Below are 17,297 nucleotides of genomic sequence, written 5' to 3'. Positions count from 1 at the left end.
CGCCTTTCGTCCGGGTGAGGTGTATCCGAAATCGTATATCATCGCAGGGGAAGCGCACAAGGTCTCCGCACGAGGTGCGCCGAGGGGTAGCCTCGGTGCTCGCGCGGCGCCCTCCGCGCGGCCAGGCATTCGCTACGAAGGAGTACACGATGTCCAACGCACCACAGCCCCTGACGCCGACGGGGACCATCTCGTCGACGCGCGACCGTCGCAGGGTCGCCTTCGCCACCGTGGCGGGGACCACGATCGAGTGGTACGACTACTTCACCTATGCGGCCTGCGCCGGCCTCGTCTTCGGCGCGCTCTTCTTCGAACCCGCCGGCGACAGCATCGCCACCATCCTCGCGTTCGGCTCCGTCGGCATCAGCTTCCTGTTCCGCCCGCTCGGCGCGTTCCTCGCCGGCCACTTCGGCGACAAATTCGGCCGCAAGCCCGTGCTCGTCGCGACGCTGCTGCTGATGGGCGGCGCGACCGCGCTGATCGGCCTGCTGCCCACGTACGCGGTCGCGGGAGTCTGGGCGCCGATCCTGCTCATCCTGCTGCGCATCCTGCAGGGCGTCTCGGCGGGCGGCGAGTGGGGCGGTGCCGTGCTGATGGCCGTCGAGCACGCGCCCGTGAAGCGGCGCGGCTTCTTCGGCGCCATGCCGCAGATCGGCGTGCCGATCGGCCTGCTGCTCTCGAGCGGCATGCTCCAGATCATGAACATGCTGTTCCCCGGCGACGCCTTCCTCGGGTGGGGCTGGCGCATCCCGTTCCTGTTCAGCATCGTGCTGATCGCGGTCGGTTACTGGATCCGCCACGGCGTCGAGGAGAGCCCCGTGTTCGCCGAGATCGCCGAGCGCAAGCACCAGACGAAGGCGCCCGTCGTGAAGCTGTTCGCGCGGTACACGCCGCTCGTGATCCTCGCGGCTCTCGTGTTCGCCGGCAACAACGCCATCGGCTACATGACGACGGGCGGCTACATCCAGAACTACGGCACGACCGAGCTCGGCCTCGACCGCGGGCCGGTCCTGGCCGCCGTGACCTGGTCGGCCGTGAGCTGGCTCGTGTTCACGCTCTTCGCCGGCATCATCTGCGACTACATCGGCCGCAGGACGACGTACGTGATCGGCTACGTCCTGCTCGGCATCGGCGCCGCGGCGCTGTTCCCCGTCGTGAACATCGGGGAGATCTGGGCGCTCACCCTCGCCCTGCTGATGCTGACGGTCGGCCTCGGCCTCACGTACGGGCCGCAGTCCGCCTGGTACACCGAGCTGTTCCCGTCATCAGTGCGCTTCTCCGGCGTCTCGATCTCGTACGCGATCGGTGCGATCATCGGCGGCGCGTTCTCCCCGACGATCGCCGCCTGGATCCTGGAGGCGACCGGCAGTGCGAGCAGCATCTCGTTCTACCTCGTCGGTATGGCGGCCATCGGCCTCGTCGGCACGCTGCTGCTGCGCGACCGCAAAGGCATCAACCTCCGCCCCACGGCGGAGGAGGAGCAGCGCCGGGGGATCTACGTGTGGCAGCGGCCGGCGGAGCGCGTGCGGTGAGCCTCGTCGCTCGCCTCGAACGGGCGGTGCCCGGCAGGGTCGTCAGCGACCCGGTCGGGCTCGCCCCGTACACGGCCGACCGCTCCGGTCATCGCGCGGCCGGCCGTCCGATCGCCGCGGTGGAGCCCGAGACGGTCGAGGAGGTGCAGGAGGTCTGCCGCATCGCCTCCGCCGAGGGCGTTCCGGTCGTCACCCGCGGCGCGGGCACGGGCCTCGCCGGTGGCGCGATCGCGGGGCCCGGCGAGCTCGTCGTCTCGCTGATGCGGATGGACCGGATCCTCGAGGTCTCGCGCGAGAACCGGCTCGCGGTCGTGCAGCCGGGCATCCTGAACGCGGCGCTCAATGCCGAGCTGGCGCAGTACGGCCTGTGGTGGGCACCGGACCCGGCCAGCCGCGACATCTCGACGGTCGGCGGGAACATCGCGATGAACGCCGGCGGCCTGCTGTGCGCGAAGTACGGGGTCACGCGCGAGGCGGTGCTCGCCCTCAAGGTCGTGCTGATCGACGGGCGCGTGATCGACGTCGGCCACCGCACCGTGAAGGGTGTGACCGGCTACGACCTGTGCGCCCTGATGATCGGTTCGGAGGGCACCCTCGGCATCGTCGTCGAGGCGACGCTCAAGCTCGTGCCGATCGTCACGGGCGAGCCCGTGACGATCGGGGCGTTCTTCGACCGGCTCGACGATGCTGCGGGGGCCGCCGCCGAGATCTCGCGCCGCGGCCTCGTCCCGGCGATCCTCGAGCTGCTCGACCGTCCGTCGCTCGACTGCGTCGCGGCGTACACGGGTGAGCGGCTGAACGAGACGGCCGATGCGTACGTGCTGGCCCAGTGCGACGGCCCCGACGCCGAGCGGACGGGCGCCGGGGTCGCGCAGGCGCTCCGGGAGGCGGGCGGCGACGTGCGCTCGACGACCGACCCCGCAGAGAGCGAGCGGCTGTGGAGCCTCCGGCGCAACGTGTTCCCCGCGGTCGAGGCAGCCAGCGGCGGGCTCCTCGTCGAAGACATCGCGGTGCCGCGTGACCGGATGGTCGACGCCTTCGCCGCCATCCGGAGCATCGAACGCCGCTATGAGGTGTCGATCCCGACGGGGTGCCACGCGGGTGACGGCAACCTGCATCCGGTGTTCTCGTACGACGACGGCGGCGCGGTGCCCGACCGCATCTGGGAAGCGGCGGGTGAGGTGTTCCAGACGGCGCTCGACCTCGGCGGCACGCTCAGCGGCGAGCACGGCATCGGGCTGCTGAAGCGCCGCTGGCTGGCGGACGAGCTGGGCGATGCGCAATTCGAGCTGCAACGCGGCGTCAAGGAGCTCTTCGACCCGCGGGGGCTGCTCAACCCGGGCAAGGTGTTCGCGGTGTGACGACCCTCGGGTGAGCCGGTACCGATAGCGTTGGCACATGGCACTTCGTCGGATACTGCGCCGCCTGAACGATCCGAACAGCGTGGCGCACGGGGTCGTCTCGACCGCGCTGATGGCGGCCTTGGCCCTGATCGAGCCGAGGCGGCTGTCGACGGGGCGCCGGCTGGCCTACCGAGGGGCCGTGGCCGGGCTGACCGCGTGGACGATGTGGGCGAGCCTGCGCCCCAGCCGTGATACGGAGGGCGACGAGCTCGGGTTCGTCGGCCGGGCCGCGATCACGACGGGCGCGGCCGGGGCGGCACTCGGGCTGGCCGAAGCCGGCGAGGCGCTCGACGCGCGTCTCAACGACGGGCTCGTGAGGGCGGGCGTCCGGCGCCCCCGCCTCTGGCTGGCGGCGGGCGAGGCCGCTCTGTCGTTCGCCGCGTGGTGGGCCGCCCGCGCGGCCGATCGTGCGAGCCGTGACGAGGAGGACTCAGAGGAGCCGGCCGAGTCGATCGTCGAGGTCCCGGAGGGCATCCGCGCCCTGGCGTCGCTGCTGCTGTCGGCGACCGACGAGCACGGCGCTCCTCAGCTGCGCGAGCAGCTGCTGAGTGCCCGCCTGGTCAGCTCCGACGGGGGCGAGTTCGACGTCGCTTTCGCGCAGTTCGATGTCGACCAGGACCTCCCGCGGGCGGTGCCCGGCAACGGTGCGTTCCCCGTGATCGGCCGATTCCGCGCGCTCGGCGACCGCACCTTCGACGTGCGCCTCTTCGTCGCGAACGGGCGCCTGGAGAGCGTGCACATCGACGAGGGCGGCGACTGGTCGGCCGAAGAAGTGGAGGAATGGTACGAGGCCGGGCACGACCCCGACGAGCTGGAGACGTGGCCGTCCCCGGACGAGGTGGAGCTGCTCATCGAGACGGCGGCGGGGTATCGTCCGCTGGTGCGGTAGGAGCGGTGGCCTCGGAGCAGATCGCCCGACGGGTGATCCTCACTGCCGGGGCACTCGCCATCGGCGATGTTTCCGCGCCTACGAGTTCACCCGGATGATCTCCTCCTGGTACGGCGCGACCACGGCTCCCGAGATGCGCAGGTCGAGCATCAGGAACTTGCGTTCGTCGACCGGGGTCGCGGCCCATTCGGCGACGCGGTCGAGGTCGGCGAGGCTCGTGACGGTGACGGCCTCGGCGCCGGCTGCCGCACCGAGCGCGGCGAAGTCGACGCCCGGGATGCGCATGGGCTCCTGGTTGAGGCCGAAGACGCCGTAGAGGTTGACCTCGGCGCCGTAGGCCGCGTCGTTCCAGACGACGCAGATTCCGCGGCCGCGCGCCGTGCGCACCGCGGTCTCGAGGTCGGCGAGAGCCATCAGGCCGCCGCCGTCGCCCGTCGTCAGCACGATCGTCGCCTCGGGGTCGGCGGCCGCCGCGCCCGCCACGCTCGGGAAGCCGAGGCCGATCGACTGGTAGGCCGTGCCCACCATCGCCATGCGGCCGGGCGAGGCGACGGGCCAGAACATGTTCGCCCAGCCGATGAAGTGCCCGCCGTCGCTCACGACGACCCGGGTCTCCGGCAGCAGTTCGCCGAGGCGGGCGGCGGCCGCGCGCGGGTCGAGCCGGCCGTCGTCGGCGAACTCCGCGCCGACCACCTGCGCGCGCAGCTCGGCGGCGTCGATCGTGTCGCGCCATCCGGGGCCGTGGGCGTCGCCGAGGGCCTCGACGAGCAGCTCGGTCACGGCGCGGGCGTCGCCGCGCAGGTATGCGTTCACGCGCGGGTGGGTCGCCGACGGCGCCGTGTCGACCTGGACCACGTGGGTCTCGGGTGCGAACAGGCCCCCGAAGCGCATCGTGAACTGGTTCAGCGAGGCGCCGACGACGATCGCGATATCGGCCGTCCGGATGAGCTCCATCGCGCCCGGTGCGCCGAAGCCGCCCGTGACGCCGAGGTCGTGGGCGGCGTCGGGGAAGACGCCTCGGCCGAGGGTCGTCGATGCCGTCACGGCGCCCGTGCGCTCCGCGAGCGCTCCGAGCGCCTCGGACGCATCGGCGAGCCACGCGCCGCGGCCGCCGATGAGCACGGGGCGCTCGGCGCCGCGCAGGGCGGCGGCGGCGCGCGCGATCGCCGTGCGGGTCGCCTCGTCCGGGAGCGACGCCTGCGGCACCGCGACATCCGGAAGCGGCGACGGCAGCTCGCCGGCGTCGCGCGTCGGCACGTCGTAGGGGAGGGCGAGCACGACGGGCAGGCGCTTTGCCAGCGCGTGCTCGATCGCGAGCGTCGTCGTCGCGACGGCGTCGAGCCGCCCGACCGTATAGGTGCGCACGCCGACACCGCTCGCGAGCGCGATCTGGTCGACGTCCCACGGCCGGGCGCCGGATGTCGGCTCGTCGCCGACCACGAGCACGAGCGGAACGCGCGCCATGGCCGCCTCCGCGAGCGCCGTGAGGGCGTTCGTGAAGCCGGCGCCGTAGGTGGTGGTGGCGCAGGCGATGCGGCGCGAGACGCGGAAGTGCGCGTCGGCGGCGACGACGGCGCCCGCCTCGTGCCGAACGGCCGTATAGGTCGCGTCGGTCTCGGTCAGGAGGGCATCGAGCAGGTAGGCGTTGCCGTTGCCCATCACCCCGAACACGTGGTCGACGTGGTGGGCGAGGGCATGGGCGACGTGCTGGGCGACGGTGGGCATAGCGGTGCCTTTCGGGGACGCAACGGAAGTGGAGTATCCGTATGTGTCTCGCGCGACGGCGCTTCGTGCCCCTTTTTCGAGCACCGGACGTCGTCGATGACGCCCGGACATCGCCAGCCTAGCTCCCCGTCACCCCGCCCCTGGCGAGAAGATGACGCGAACTGCTCCTCACCGTCGCCATTTCGAGCACTTCGCGGCATGTTTGCGCGGGGACGGCGTCGGGTGTGGACAACTTCCACAGGGAATCAAGCCGGGTGGCAGGGTGAGCAGATGGCGAGACGCGACGGGCTGCCCGCCGAGCTCGGGGGCTCCTTCACCGTCGGGGCCGCGCGCGAGATGGGGGTCGGGGCCGGGCGGCTGCGGGGGAGCGACCTCGAGCGGCCGTTCCGCGGAGTTCGCACGTACGCGCAGGAGGCGCGAGACGACGCGGGCGACTTCGACCGGGTTCGCGGTGAGACCGTCCGGCTCGCGGAGGCGTATTCCGTGCGCATGCGCGAGACCGAGTTCTTCGCGTACGAGACCGCCGTGCACCTGCTGGGCGGGCCGCTGCCGGTGGCGATCGGGCGGGAGCTGCGCGACCTCGACGTCGGCGTGCACGGCGACGCGCCTCTGCCGCGGTGTGCGGGCGTGCGCGGTCGGCGGCTGGGCCCGCACCTCGCGCCGGTCGTGACGCGGCGGGGCATCCGGATGTCGTCTCCCGCCTCGACATGGGCGATGCTCGGCACGTGGAGCGTGCCGGACCTCGTCGCCCTCGGGGACTTCCTGTGCCGCGTCTGGCGCGAAGGCTACGGGCGGCGCAGCGCGGGAACGCCGCCGCTGACGACCCCGGAGCAGTTGCGCGCAGCGCTGGGCGCGGGCAAGCGCAGGGGCGCCGCCCGCCTGCGAACTGCTCTGGAGCTCATCCGGTGCGATGCATGGTCGCCGCGCGAGTCCGCCTGCCGGGTCCACCTCGTCGAGGCGGGGCTGCCCGAGCCCGAGCTCAACGTCGACGTCTTCGACCGCAACGGCTTCCACCTGGGCTGCGTCGATCTCGTCTATCGCAGGTGGAAGGTCGCGATCGAGTACCAGGGCAAGCATCACCGCGACCAGTACGCGCACGATGTGGAGCGCGTGGAGCGCGTGGAGCGACTGCGAGCGGCAGGTTGGGCCGTCGTCCAGGTCACCTCCGCGCTCCACGCCGAGCCGGCAAGGCTGGTGACCCGTGTCGAATCGCAGCTCTCGACCCGCGGCTGGCGCCGCTGACCCGGCCAGAAAATGCCGCCAACTGCTCTGACGAGCCGGGTTCTAGAGCAGTTGGCGGCATTTTCTCCGCTGTCGGGGCGGAGGAGAGAGGGCGGGGAGGGGGAGGAGGGAGGGTGGTTGCGCTTCGCGCTAGGGCGTCGTAGCATCTGGGTGATCTATAGATGAACGTTGTGTTCGAATAAAGAACACAGCCTGATCCGAATCACGATGAAGTGAGGAGCGCTGCGCATGCAGTTCCACCACCACGGCTACGTCTCGGGCGACCCGCGCGTGAAGCCGGCCGCGGGTTTCGGCCTCGACCGACCCGCCGAACTCCCGGTTGAGATGGATGTGCTGATCGTCGGCACGGGGCCCGCCGGCGTCATCACGGCCGCGCAGCTCTCGCAGTTCCCCGGCATCCGCACCCGCATCATCGACATCCGGCCCGGTCGACTCGAGGTCGGCCAGGCCGACGGCATCCAGGCCCGCTCGGTCGAGACGTTCCAGGCGTTCGGCTTCGCCGACCAGATCCGGCAGGAGGCGTACTGGATCACGGAGATGGCGTTCTGGCGGCCCGACCGCGACGACCCGCACCGCATCATCCGGGGCGGCCGCGCCGTCGACGACGAGCAGGGCATCAGCGAGTTCCCCCACCTGATCGTGAACCAGGCGCGCGTGCTCGACAGCTTCCTCGACGTCATGCGCAACTCGCCCTCGCGCATGACGCCCGACTACGGGTGGGAGTTCGTGTCGCAGCGGAACATCGGCGGCGAGTTCCCGATAGAGGTTACGCTGCGCCGCAGCGCCGGCGCCGACGAAGGCGCCGAGCGCGTCGTGCGCACGAAGTACCTCGTCGGCGCCGACGGCGCGCGCAGCCGGGTGCGGCGCTCCATGGGGCGCGAGCTCGCGGGCACGCAGGCGTTCCATGCCTGGGGCGTGATGGACGTGCTCGCCGACACCGACTTCCCCGACATCCGCACGAAGTGCGCGATCCAGTCGCACGACGGCGGCTCCATCCTGCTCATCCCTCGCGAGGGCGGGCACCTGTTCCGGATGTACGTGGACCTGGGCGAGATCGACGAGAACGACCACGGCGGCATCCGGAACACGACGCAGGAGCAGGTCGAGGCCCGCGCGAACGAGATCCTCGCGCCGTACACCCTCGACGTGCGCCACGTCGCGTGGCGCAGCGTGTACGAGGTCGGGCACCGCGTGACCGACAAGTTCGACGACGTCGACGAGGTCGGCAGTCGCTGCCCGCGCGTGTTCATCTTGGGCGACGCGTGCCACACCCACTCGGCTAAGGCAGGCCAGGGCATGAACGTGTCGATGCAGGACGGCTGGAATCTGGGGTGGAAGCTCGCGCACGTGCTCGACGGCCGCGCCGGCGACGAGCTGCTCGACACGTACTCGGGGGAGCGGCAGCAGATCGCCGTCGACCTGATCGAGTTCGACCGCGAGTGGTCGAGCCTGATGGCGAAGAAGCCGGAGGAGTTCGACGACCCGGATGAGCTGGAGGCCTTCTACGTGCGCACGGCCGAGTTCCCGGCCGGGTTCATGACGCAGTACCGGCCGTCGGTGGTCACGGGAGGCTCCGAGCACCAGGAGCTCGCGACGGGCTTCCCCGTCGGCAAGCGCTTCAAGTCGCACCGCGTGACGCGCGTGGGTGACACGAACCCGGTGCACCTCGGGCACCATGCCACGGCCGACGGCCGCTGGCGCATCTACGTCTTCGCCGACCGCGCGGCGCCGGGGGCGGCGTCGCCGACGCAGGACCTCGCGGAGTGGCTCGTCGGCGACGCGGCCTCGCCCCTCGTGCGGCATCGGCCGGAGGGCGCCGACATCGACGCCTGGTTCGACGTGAAGGTCGTCTACCAGCAGCCGCACACGGCGTTCGACATGACCGATGTGCCCGACGCGTTCTTCCCTCGGCACGGGCCGTTCCAGGTGCGCGACTACGAATGCGCGTACGCGGCGCTGCCGGGCGAGGACATCTTCGACGGCCGAGGTGTCTCGCGCGAGGGCGCGATCGTCGTGGTGCGCCCCGACCACTACGTGTCGCAGGTGCTGCCGCTGACGGCGACCGACGAGTTGGCCGGGTTCTTCGACCGCCTGATGGGCTGACTCCGCGCGGCGGCTCGTCGGAACGCTCGCGGTCTCAGATGACGCGCCATCCGGTGCGATTCTGCCGCGGAGTTTGCGACGGCGACGGATGACAGGGGCGGGTGGGTGACGGGGTTGACGGGCAGTCTCAGCCGCCGAATGCCCGCGCGATCCGGTCGGCGCCTCCGCGGAGCGCCTCGGCGATCTCGGCCTCGCCGCGGGGCAGGTCGATGTGGATCGCCGCGAGCGAGGCGGGCGGTTGCGCCGGCAGGGCGAGCGGCACGGCGACCGAGTGCAGCGACGAGACGACCTCGCCGCGGCTGGTCGCGTAGCCGCGCGCCGCGCTGCGGTCGAGCTCGGCCAGCAGCTCGGGGTCGAGGCCCGCCGGCCATGAGGCGCGGGGGAGGCCGGCGAGGATCGCGCGCCCAGGGGCGCCTCGGGTGATCGGGTGGCGGTGGCCCGGCCGGTAGCTCACGCCGACCTGCCCCCGCGGCGACGCGCTCATCAGGGTGACGGCCTCGTCGCCGTCGAGCAGCACGGCGATCAGGCACGTCATGCCGAGCTCGTCGGCGGCCGCGACGAGCTCGGGGTATGCGGCCTGCTGCAGGTCGCGCGAGGCGCCGTAGGCGAGCGAGGCGAGCCCCGCCGTGAGCCGGATGCGGCCAGCCCCGTCTCGCGCCGTGAGCCCGTGGTGTTCGAGGGTGCGCAGCAGGCGGTACGCGACCGAGCGGTGCACGCCGAGCGCGGAGGCGAGTTCGTCGATCGACGGGGCACGGTCGCTCGCCGCGAGGATCTCGAGGATCCGGATGCCGCGGCTCAGGGTCTGCGACCCGCCGCCCGTTTGCTCCACCATCGTTCGATAATGGCACACGACGGCCCAGGGCCCCGTGGGACCCCGGGCCGGTGCGCGTCAGAGGGTGATGCCGACGTAGGTGACCTCGAGGTACTCCTCGAGCCCCTCGTGCGATCCCTCGCGGCCGAGGCCCGACTGCTTCACGCCGCCGAACGGGGCGGCCGGGTTCGACACCTTGCCGGAGTTCAGCCCGATCATGCCGCTCTCGAGGCGCTCGACGGCGCGCAGGCCGCGGCTGATGTCGCGGGAGTACACGTAGCCCATCAGGCCGAACTCGCTCCTGTTCGCGAGGTCGATCGCCTCGTCGTCCGAGTCGACGACCACGACGGGTGCGACGGGGCCGAAGATCTCCTCGCGCAGCACGCGGGCATCGCGCGGCACGTCGCCCAGCACGGTCGGGGTGTAGAAGAAGCCGGCGCGGTCGGGGCGTGAGCCGCCCGTGAGCACCTTCGCGCCCTTGTCGACGGCGTCGTCGACGAGCTCGCCGACCTTGTCGAGGCTCGGCTGGTCGACGAGCGGGCCCATCGTGCTCGACTCGTCGGCGCCGGGGCCGACCGCGAGCCCGGCGGTCGCCTCCGCCAGCTTGCGCTGGAACTCCTCGGCGACGGCGCGATGCACGTAGAAGCGGTTCGCGGCCGTGCAGGCCTCGCCGTTGTTGCGGTACTTCGCGACCATGGCGCCCGCGACGGCCGCGTCGACGTCGGCATCCTCCAGCACGAGGAACGGGGCGTTGCCGCCGAGCTCCATCGAGGTGCGCAGCACGGGGTCGGCCGCCTGGTGCAGCAGGGTGCGGCCGACCTCGGTCGAACCGGTGAACGTCAGCTTGCGCAGGCGAGGATCGGTGAGGATCGCCTCGCTCGTCTTCCCCGACGCGCTCGTCACGATGCAGTTCACGACCCCGGCGGGGAGCCCGGCATCGACGAACGCCTGCATCAGGTACAGCATCGTGAGAGGGGTCTGCTTGGCGGGCTTGATCACGACGGTGCATCCGGCGGCCAGTGCGGGGCCGATCTTGCGGGTGCCCATCGCGAGCGGGAAGTTCCACGGCGTGATCGCGAAGACGGGGCCGACGGGCTTCTTGATCGTCAGGATGCGGCCCCCGCCCGCGGGCGCTTGCGAGTAGCGGCCCTCGATGCGCACGGCCTCCTCCGAGAACCAGCGCAGGAATTCGGCGCCGTAGTCGACCTCGCCGTACGACTCGGAGAGCGGCTTGCCCATCTCGAGCGTCATCAGCGCCGCGAAGTCGTCGCGCCGCTCGATGATGAGGTCGAAGGCGCGGCGCAGCACATCGGCGCGCTCGCGGGGGTCGGTCGCGGCCCAGGCGTCGGCGGCGTCGCACGCCGCGTCCATCGCGGCGCGCGCGTGTTCGGCGGTGCCGTCGGAGACCGAGGTGAAGGCCCCGCCCGTCGCGGGGTCGATCACGTCGATCGTCGCGCCCGTCTCGCGGAACTCGCCGCCGATGAACTGACCTGTGGGAACGCGGCTCAGGACGCCGGCGATGTCGATGCGCATAGTGCTGCTCCTCTGTGAGACCTACGGCTCCACGCTACGGGTGCGCGGTGCCGCGGGCAATGTGCCCAGATCACACACAAGTGCCGGATGAATGGACTGGCGTCCATCCATCCGGCGCTGCGGGAAGCGTCAGGCCCCGAAACGCGTGTGGTCGCCGATTCCGTGCCATTCGCGGTTCACGTAGACCAGGCCCGTCTCGGGCGCCTGCGGCTCCTCCGCCGAGACGTTCGACTCGAGGGCGCGGGCGACGATGATCGTCGCGGTCTCGCCGACGACCCGGCTCTCGATCCGGGTCCGCAGCCAGCGCGTGCCGTGGAAGACGGGCTCGCCCGTCGGCAGCTCGTGCCACAGGCTCGTGTCGGCGAAGCGGTCGATGCCGCTCGTGGCCGCCAGGCGCGCGATTCCGATGCTGTCGGTGTCGATGAGGTGCACGACCACGTGCTCGGCCCCGACGATCGTCGGGGTCGCGGACGACAGGGCCGACACCGAGAAGACGAGGAGCGGCGGCTCGGCGCTCACCGACGAGACCGAGGTCGCCGTCAGCGCGACGTGGCCGTTCGGCCCCGTCGCCGTGATCACGGCGACGCCGCCCGGGTGGTGCCGGAACGCCGTCTTGAAGTCGTTCGGGTGCAGGTCGTCGAGCGACGAGGCGCTCACCGGGGGCATCGAGGGCGACATCGCGCGGCCGTCCGGGTTCGTGTCGGTGTGTGCCTTCGGCCCCTGGGACAGGGCGGATGCGTGGCTCATGACGTCGATACCTCCTCGGATGATCGCGCGGTGTGCGTTCTCCCCATGCTGGCACTGCGCGGCTGAATGCGGGCGGAACGGCGTAACAATGCGTCGTGCGCGGGAACGCCCGGGGTGGGCCGACTCGGCCCCCGCCCGGGCGTTCCCGTCATGTCAGGCCAGGGCCTTCTTCGAACCCTCCGGTGTGACGATGACGGCGAGCATGCCGATCAGCATGACGAGGATCCAGAAGCCCCCGACGAGCCATATCGTGCCGCCCGCGACGAGTACGAGCCCTGTTGCGATCATCGGTGTGAATCCTGCGCCGAGCGTGGACGCGCCCTGGTACGCGAGCGATGCAGCCGTGTAGCGCACCTTGGTCGGGAACTGCTCTGCGATGAAGGCACCGATGGGACCGTACAGCAGGCCCTGGATGAGGCCGTTGCCGAGCAGATCGGCGGTCGCGAAACCCCACACCGTCCCATTGGTCAGCAGGAGCAGCATCGGGAACGCGAATACGACGCCGAGGATTCCGCCGCTGAGGAGCACGGTGCGCCGACCGATCCTGTCGCTGAGCCGCGCCGACAGGAACGTGATGACGAGGGTCAGGCCCGCACCGACGGCCTTCCACGCGAGCACGCTCGTACGGTCAGCCCCCGCCTCGACGGCCGCGGACACGCCCCAGACCGTGATGATTCCCTGACAGCAGTAGAAGCTCAGGGTCGCGAGCAGCGCAAGCAGTACGGCGCGCGGGTGATCGGTGATCACTTCGAGGATCGGCAGCCGGCGCTTCGCGCTCGACTGTTCGAGGCGCCGGAAGAGGGGAGACTCGCTGACGCGCAACCGGATCACGAGGCCGACGACGATGAGAACAGCGCTCAGCAGGAAGGGGATGCGCCACCCCCACGTGAGGAAGTTCTCCCCGGTGGCGCTGGAGACGACGGAGACGACCACGGTGGCCAGGATCGCGCCGGCCGGTCCGCCCGCGTTCGCGAACGACGTCGCGAAGCCGCGTTTCCGCTGCGGCGCGTGCTCCATGGCCATGAGCGCTGCGCCTCCCCATTCGCCGCCGACTGCGATGCCCTGCACGAGGCGCAGGAGGACCAGCACGATCGGTGCGACGACGCCGATCTGGGCGGTCGTGGGGAGAAGGCCGATCAATGTGGTGGCGATGCCCATCATCATCATCGACAGAACCAGCATCTTCTTGCGGCCGACGCGGTCGCCGAAGTGCCCGAACACGATGCCGCCCAGCGGGCGCATGACGTATCCGACGGCGAGTGTCGCGAACGAGGCGAACAGCGCGACGCCGGCGGGCAGACCGGAGAAGAACACGTTGTTGAACACGACCGCCGCGGCGACGGAGTACAGGATGAAGTCGTAGTACTCCACCGCAGTGCCGATGAAGCTCGACGCGAGGATGCGCCGCATCTCCGCCGTGTTGAGCGTGGCGGCGACGATCGTCGCCGTGCTGTCGTCGGGGCGCAGGGGGGTTGTCCTGCTCGAGTCGTTCCGTGTCACGATTCCTCCTTGAATCGGGTGTGGAGCGGGGGCTGTTCAGCTCGCGTCGACCGGGACGGGGGAGCGTACCGGGAGGACATCGAGGTCGTCCGGCACATGGAACGCGCCGGGGAAATCGCGGGCAGCGGCACGCCAGACGTCGTCCTTCGCCGTGCCGGGAACGAGATGGTGGAGCGCGAGCTGTCGCGCGCCCGCCTCTGCCGCGAGGCGTGCCGCGTCGCCCACCGAGGTGTGCGACTTGTAGTGATGGTCGCGCGACGCGCGTGAGCCCTCGTCCGCTCGACCTGCGTAGACCGACTCGACGAAGGCGAAGTCGATCGCCTCGTGCAGAAGCAGGTCGGTATCGCGCGCGAGTCTCACGAGGTTCTGGGTCGGCGCTGTGTCGCCCGAGATGGTGACCGAGCCTGCCGCTGTGTCGAACCGGAACGCGAATGCGGGGGCTATCGGTGGATGCTCGACCAGCGTCGCCGTGACGGTCACGAGATCGTCGCGGAAGATCTCGAACGGCTCCATCGCTGGCGTCGGGCGGTCGTTCGGGTGGTAGGCGATGCCGGCGGGGATCTCGATGTCCCGGGCATCGAAGAGGTCGAGCGGGCTGGGACGGAGCGAGTCGAGCACCCGGTCGTTCAGGTCGGTCGCGTGAGCGGCCATCAGCGTCGCGAACATCCGCGCCGTCCCCGGCGTCGGGCACTCCGGCGCGACCGGCCGAGGCGGGACGACGGCGCGGGGCGACAGCGGGGGGAGCGCGCCGCGATCGCCCGGGCCGATGATCGGCACGGGGGCGCCTTCGCGACCGACCATCTCGTAGAGCCCGAAGATCGCAAGACTCGCGAGATCGACGGTGTGGTCGGAGTGGAGATGCGTGATGAACACGCCGCGAAGGTTCTTCAGAGACAGCCCCGCCTCGTTGATCCGACGCCCGACGCCGTGGCCGCAGTCGACGAGGTAGAACTCGTCGCCGACTTGGATCGCGGTCGCGATGCCGGTGCGGGTGATCGGTTCGCCCGAGCCCCACCAACGAGGGCCACCCGCCGTCCCGAGCGTGATCACGCGCGGTTCGAGATCCGTCGAAGTCATGGCAGCCTCCCTGCGCGTTGTCGCCACCCCGTCGGTGCGTCTGTGTTCAGCGTGCGCCCGAACGGGTAATCTGAAAAGTCAAATCAGATGAAGTGAGCCATCAAGGGAACTTATGCCTGACGTGACGCTGCGACAGCTGCAGTACTTCGTCGCGGTCGTCGACACCGGCTCCGTCACAGCGGCGGCGGAAGCCGAGCACGTGTCACAGGCGGCTCTGTCGATGTCCGTGGCGCAGCTGGAGTCGAATCTCGGCGTAGACCTGCTCATCAGACCGCGTTCCCGCAAGGTCGTGCCGACGCTGCACGGCGTGCAGTTCGCCGCGCATGCACGCCGCGTCCTCGACAGCGTCGAAGAAGCGATCGAGGCTGTCAGGGAGGGCACCGGCGAACTGGCGGGGAACCTGCGCGTCGGGTGCAGCTTCACGCTCTCGCCGCGGCTGATCCCCGAACTCCTGCATCGGATGTCTCGGGATCACCCGCTCGTCCGAGTCGACTTCACTGAAGGCGGGCCCAACGAGATCCAGGAAGAGGTGCGAACGGGACGGCTCGACCTCGCGCTGCTCTACAGCCAGCAGGCGGACCCGGGCCTCCGGTGGGAGACGCTCTCGAGCGTGCAGCTGCACCTCGTGGTGCCGGAAGACCATGTCCTCGCGTCGCGGGAGAGTGTGAGCGTCGAGGATTTCATCGGCATGGACGCTGTCTTCCTGAACATTCCGCCGACGCGGGAGCGCCTGTTGGAGCAGTTGAGGACGACCGGGCACGAGCCGACCGTTCGCTTCACGAGCGGCAACATGCAGACGATCCTGTCGCTCGTCGCGCGCGGCTACGGCTACTCGCTCGTGAACAGCCCACCGCAGACCGGCGACACGTTCGACGGACGCAAGGTGGCCTACGTGCCGATCCACGGTCTTGCGGAGAGCAACGCCATCGTCGGCGTGACGGCCGGCCAGCACCGGCTGTCGCGCCGAGCGCGCGCTGCGCTGGACGCGCTCAAAGGGGTGTGAGCGCCGCATGGGGGCGCAGCAACGACTACGCTCGCCCCATGAGCGATGGCGCAGACCGAACCCGCCCCGCGGCCCCGCCGCTCGAGTACTTCGGCACCGTGACGGCCTTCGTGGCCTCTCCCGTCGAGCTCGGCGACATCCCCGGCGGCGCACAGCGGATCATTCCGATCGAAGGCGGCACGTTCGATGGCCCCGGCGTGAGCGGAAGGATCCTGCCGGGCGGGGCTGATTTCCAGGTGCTGCGATCTGCCACCACGACGGTGCTCGAGGCGAAGTACGCGATCGAGACCGACCAGGGCGAGCGGATCGCCGTCGAGAACCGGGGGCTCCGCTCCGGATCCGCAATCGACATCGCGGCGCTCGTCGCCGGCGACGCAGTGCCCGCAGAGCGGATCTACTTCCGCTGCGTGCCGCGGCTCACCGGTGGCGGCCGATGGGAATGGCTCGGCGACCGGATCTTCGTCGGAACGGGCACGCGCCACCCCGACCGGGTCGTCGTCGACGTCTTCTTGGTTGCGTAGACCCCACCGCCGCACGGAGAAGGCCGGGTCGGCGCCCGAGCGGCGCCGACCCGGCCTTCCGCGTCAGCGGGCGGCGACCTCCGCGGCGACCGCCGCGAAGAGCGGGTGGCCCGGCTCGAGCCCCGTGACGCGCTCCGTGAACTCCTCAGGCGAGAGCGTCTCGAGCAGGCCCTTCATCTCGGCGGCCTGATCGTCGTCGGGGGCGTCGAAGCGCAGGGCGGCGCCCATCGCGGCGACGAGCGCCTCGGTGCCGATCCCGCGCTCGGCGGCCTCGGCGGCGGGGCCGACGAAGCGCTCGTGGCGCGAGAGCTTGCGCAGCGGCTGCCGGCCGACGCGCTGCACCGTGTCGGGCAGGGCCGGGTTGCGGAAGCGGTCGAGGATCGTCGCGCGGTACTGGGCGAGGTCGTCCGGCGCGAACCCGTGCTTCGCCTCGAGCACGGCGTTCGTCTCGGCGATCGCGGCGGCCACCTTCGCCGCGACCGCGTCGTCGGCCAGCGCGTCGGCGATCTTCTCGATCCCCGCCGCCGCGCCGTGATAAGCGGCGGCGGCGTGGCCCGTGTTCACCGTGAAGAGCTTGCGCTCGATGTACGGGGCGAGGTCGTCGACGAAGTGCGCGCCGGGGATGCTCGGCGGTTCCTCGCCGAACGGGCCCCGCTCGATCGCCCACTCGAAGAACGGCTCGACCGTGACGTCGATGCCTGCACCATCCGGCTGGCCGGGGACGATGCGGTCCACCGCCGTGTTCGCGAACACGGCGCGGTCGGCGATCTCGGCCCAGCCGTCGCCAGCCAGCTCGACGATGTGGCCGCGCAGGGCGTCGGTCGCGCCGATCGCGTTCTCGCAGGCCATCACCTGCACGGGGGCGGCGACTGCCGGCCTCTGCCGGATGCCGGCCAGGATGTGCGGCGCGATGAACTTCAGCACCGTCGGCCCGACGGCGCACGTCACGACGTCGGCCGATGCGACCGCCTCGGCCACGGCATCCGGATCGCTCTGGCTGTTGAGCGCCGAGAAGCCCGTCACCGTGACGTCCCGGCCGCCGTCGCCGACCTCGTGCACCGTGTAGCTGTCCGCGGCGTTGATCGCATCTACGAGGGGAGCCGCCACGTCCGAGAACACGATGTCGTAGCCGCCCTCGGCGAGCAGCATGCCGACGAAGCCGCGGCCGATGTTCCCCGCACCGAAGTGCACTGCCTGTTTCGTCATCCGGT

General features: G+C 71.0%; 14 protein-coding genes. 7 read left to right on the top strand and 7 right to left on the bottom strand.

From position 1 onward, the window contains the following. Positions 1-149 precede the first annotated feature (149 nt). Genes C0010_RS05835 through C0010_RS05825 form a run of 3 tightly spaced genes read left to right on the top strand, consistent with a single transcriptional unit; the run spans position 150 to position 3,824 of the window. Positions 150-1,532 carry an MFS transporter gene (locus C0010_RS05835; protein ID WP_105566134.1) on the top strand — a complete coding sequence of 461 codons (1,383 nt, stop codon included), beginning with the start codon at positions 150-152 and terminating at the stop codon, positions 1,530-1,532. Beyond that, the gene (locus C0010_RS05830; protein WP_105566384.1) at positions 1,529-2,893 is read left to right on the top strand and encodes an FAD-binding oxidoreductase; all 1,365 of its coding nucleotides are present in this window, start codon (positions 1,529-1,531) and stop codon (positions 2,891-2,893) included. Before C0010_RS05835 ends, C0010_RS05830 begins: the two co-directional genes overlap by 4 nt. Before the next feature lie 37 nt (positions 2,894-2,930). Next, positions 2,931-3,824 (top strand): hypothetical protein, encoded by an 894-nt coding sequence (locus C0010_RS05825; RefSeq protein ID WP_105566133.1) that lies wholly within the window; start codon positions 2,931-2,933, stop codon positions 3,822-3,824. Positions 3,825-3,902: 78 nt separating this feature from the next. Here C0010_RS05825 and C0010_RS05820 read toward each other — a convergent pair whose 3' ends face one another. Beyond that, positions 3,903-5,549 carry a thiamine pyrophosphate-binding protein gene (locus tag C0010_RS05820; protein WP_105566132.1) on the bottom strand — a complete coding sequence of 549 codons (1,647 nt, stop codon included), beginning with the start codon at positions 5,547-5,549 and terminating at the stop codon, positions 3,903-3,905. Between the two features lie 270 nt (positions 5,550-5,819). On the opposite strand from C0010_RS05820, the gene C0010_RS05815 reads away from it, so the two are divergent. Both C0010_RS05815 and C0010_RS05810 read left to right on the top strand, forming a co-directional pair. Then, entirely contained in the window at positions 5,820-6,791 is a 972-nt protein-coding gene (locus C0010_RS05815; RefSeq protein ID WP_105566131.1) for a hypothetical protein, read from the top strand. Positions 6,792-7,019: 228 nt separating this feature from the next. Then, positions 7,020-8,894, top strand: a complete 1,875-nt coding sequence (locus C0010_RS05810; RefSeq protein WP_105566130.1) for an FAD-binding monooxygenase — start codon at positions 7,020-7,022, stop codon at positions 8,892-8,894. Between the two features lie 127 nt (positions 8,895-9,021). On the opposite strand, the gene C0010_RS05805 is transcribed toward C0010_RS05810, so the two are convergent. From C0010_RS05805 to C0010_RS05785, 5 genes are all read right to left on the bottom strand, one after another. Next, positions 9,022-9,726, bottom strand: a complete 705-nt coding sequence (locus C0010_RS05805; protein WP_105566129.1) for an IclR family transcriptional regulator — start codon at positions 9,724-9,726, stop codon at positions 9,022-9,024. A gap of 57 nt (positions 9,727-9,783) precedes the next feature. Further along, positions 9,784-11,238 carry an NAD-dependent succinate-semialdehyde dehydrogenase gene (locus C0010_RS05800; RefSeq protein ID WP_174150324.1) on the bottom strand — a complete coding sequence of 485 codons (1,455 nt, stop codon included), beginning with the start codon at positions 11,236-11,238 and terminating at the stop codon, positions 9,784-9,786. 129 nt (positions 11,239-11,367) lie between these two features. After that, complete coding sequence (locus C0010_RS05795) at positions 11,368-11,985, bottom strand: flavin reductase family protein (protein ID WP_232531758.1); 618 nt, start codon at positions 11,983-11,985, stop codon at positions 11,368-11,370. A gap of 153 nt (positions 11,986-12,138) precedes the next feature. Beyond that, entirely contained in the window at positions 12,139-13,485 is a 1,347-nt protein-coding gene (locus C0010_RS05790; RefSeq protein ID WP_232531756.1) for an MFS transporter, read from the bottom strand. 36 nt (positions 13,486-13,521) lie between these two features. After that, positions 13,522-14,562, bottom strand: a complete 1,041-nt coding sequence (locus C0010_RS05785) for an MBL fold metallo-hydrolase (RefSeq protein ID WP_105566128.1) — start codon at positions 14,560-14,562, stop codon at positions 13,522-13,524. Positions 14,563-14,674: 112 nt separating this feature from the next. Between C0010_RS05785 and C0010_RS05780 the strand changes: the two genes are divergently transcribed. Together C0010_RS05780 and C0010_RS05775 are read left to right on the top strand one after the other, a co-directional pair. Further along, on the top strand, positions 14,675-15,565 hold the full coding sequence (locus tag C0010_RS05780) for a LysR family transcriptional regulator (protein WP_105566127.1): 891 nt from the start codon (positions 14,675-14,677) through the stop codon (positions 15,563-15,565). Positions 15,566-15,603: 38 nt separating this feature from the next. Continuing rightward, positions 15,604-16,086, top strand: coding sequence for a DUF3237 domain-containing protein (locus tag C0010_RS05775; RefSeq protein WP_105566126.1), 483 nt, complete (start codon positions 15,604-15,606; stop codon positions 16,084-16,086). A 63-nt stretch (positions 16,087-16,149) separates the two neighbouring features. On the opposite strand, the gene C0010_RS05770 is transcribed toward C0010_RS05775, so the two are convergent. Beyond that, positions 16,150-17,292, bottom strand: a complete 1,143-nt coding sequence (locus tag C0010_RS05770; RefSeq protein WP_105566125.1) for a mannitol-1-phosphate 5-dehydrogenase — start codon at positions 17,290-17,292, stop codon at positions 16,150-16,152. Between the last annotated feature and the right edge of the window lie 5 nt (positions 17,293-17,297).

This window comes from Microbacterium halophytorum (assembly GCF_002970975.1).
Taxonomy (GTDB): Bacteria; Actinomycetota; Actinomycetes; order Actinomycetales; family Microbacteriaceae; genus Microbacterium; species Microbacterium halophytorum.
The sequence above is the reverse complement of the archived record's forward strand: the minus strand, read 5'-3'. Positions and strand labels throughout refer to the sequence as shown.

Coding starts and splice junctions, on each gene's coding strand:
- C0010_RS05820 (WP_105566132.1), bottom strand. CDS start 5,549: ATGCCCACCGTCGCCCAGCACGTCGCCCATGCCCTCGCCCACCACGTC.
- C0010_RS05795 (WP_232531758.1), bottom strand. CDS start 11,985: ATGAGCCACGCATCCGCCCTGTCCCAGGGGCCGAAGGCACACACCGAC.
- C0010_RS05775 (WP_105566126.1), top strand. CDS start 15,604: ATGAGCGATGGCGCAGACCGAACCCGCCCCGCGGCCCCGCCGCTCGAG.
- C0010_RS05800 (WP_174150324.1), bottom strand. CDS start 11,238: ATGCGCATCGACATCGCCGGCGTCCTGAGCCGCGTTCCCACAGGTCAG.
- C0010_RS05825 (WP_105566133.1), top strand. CDS start 2,931: ATGGCACTTCGTCGGATACTGCGCCGCCTGAACGATCCGAACAGCGTG.
- C0010_RS05815 (WP_105566131.1), top strand. CDS start 5,820: ATGGCGAGACGCGACGGGCTGCCCGCCGAGCTCGGGGGCTCCTTCACC.
- C0010_RS05810 (WP_105566130.1), top strand. CDS start 7,020: ATGCAGTTCCACCACCACGGCTACGTCTCGGGCGACCCGCGCGTGAAG.
- C0010_RS05805 (WP_105566129.1), bottom strand. CDS start 9,726: ATGGTGGAGCAAACGGGCGGCGGGTCGCAGACCCTGAGCCGCGGCATC.
- C0010_RS05835 (WP_105566134.1), top strand. CDS start 150: ATGTCCAACGCACCACAGCCCCTGACGCCGACGGGGACCATCTCGTCG.
- C0010_RS05785 (WP_105566128.1), bottom strand. CDS start 14,562: ATGACTTCGACGGATCTCGAACCGCGCGTGATCACGCTCGGGACGGCG.
- C0010_RS05780 (WP_105566127.1), top strand. CDS start 14,675: ATGCCTGACGTGACGCTGCGACAGCTGCAGTACTTCGTCGCGGTCGTC.
- C0010_RS05770 (WP_105566125.1), bottom strand. CDS start 17,292: ATGACGAAACAGGCAGTGCACTTCGGTGCGGGGAACATCGGCCGCGGC.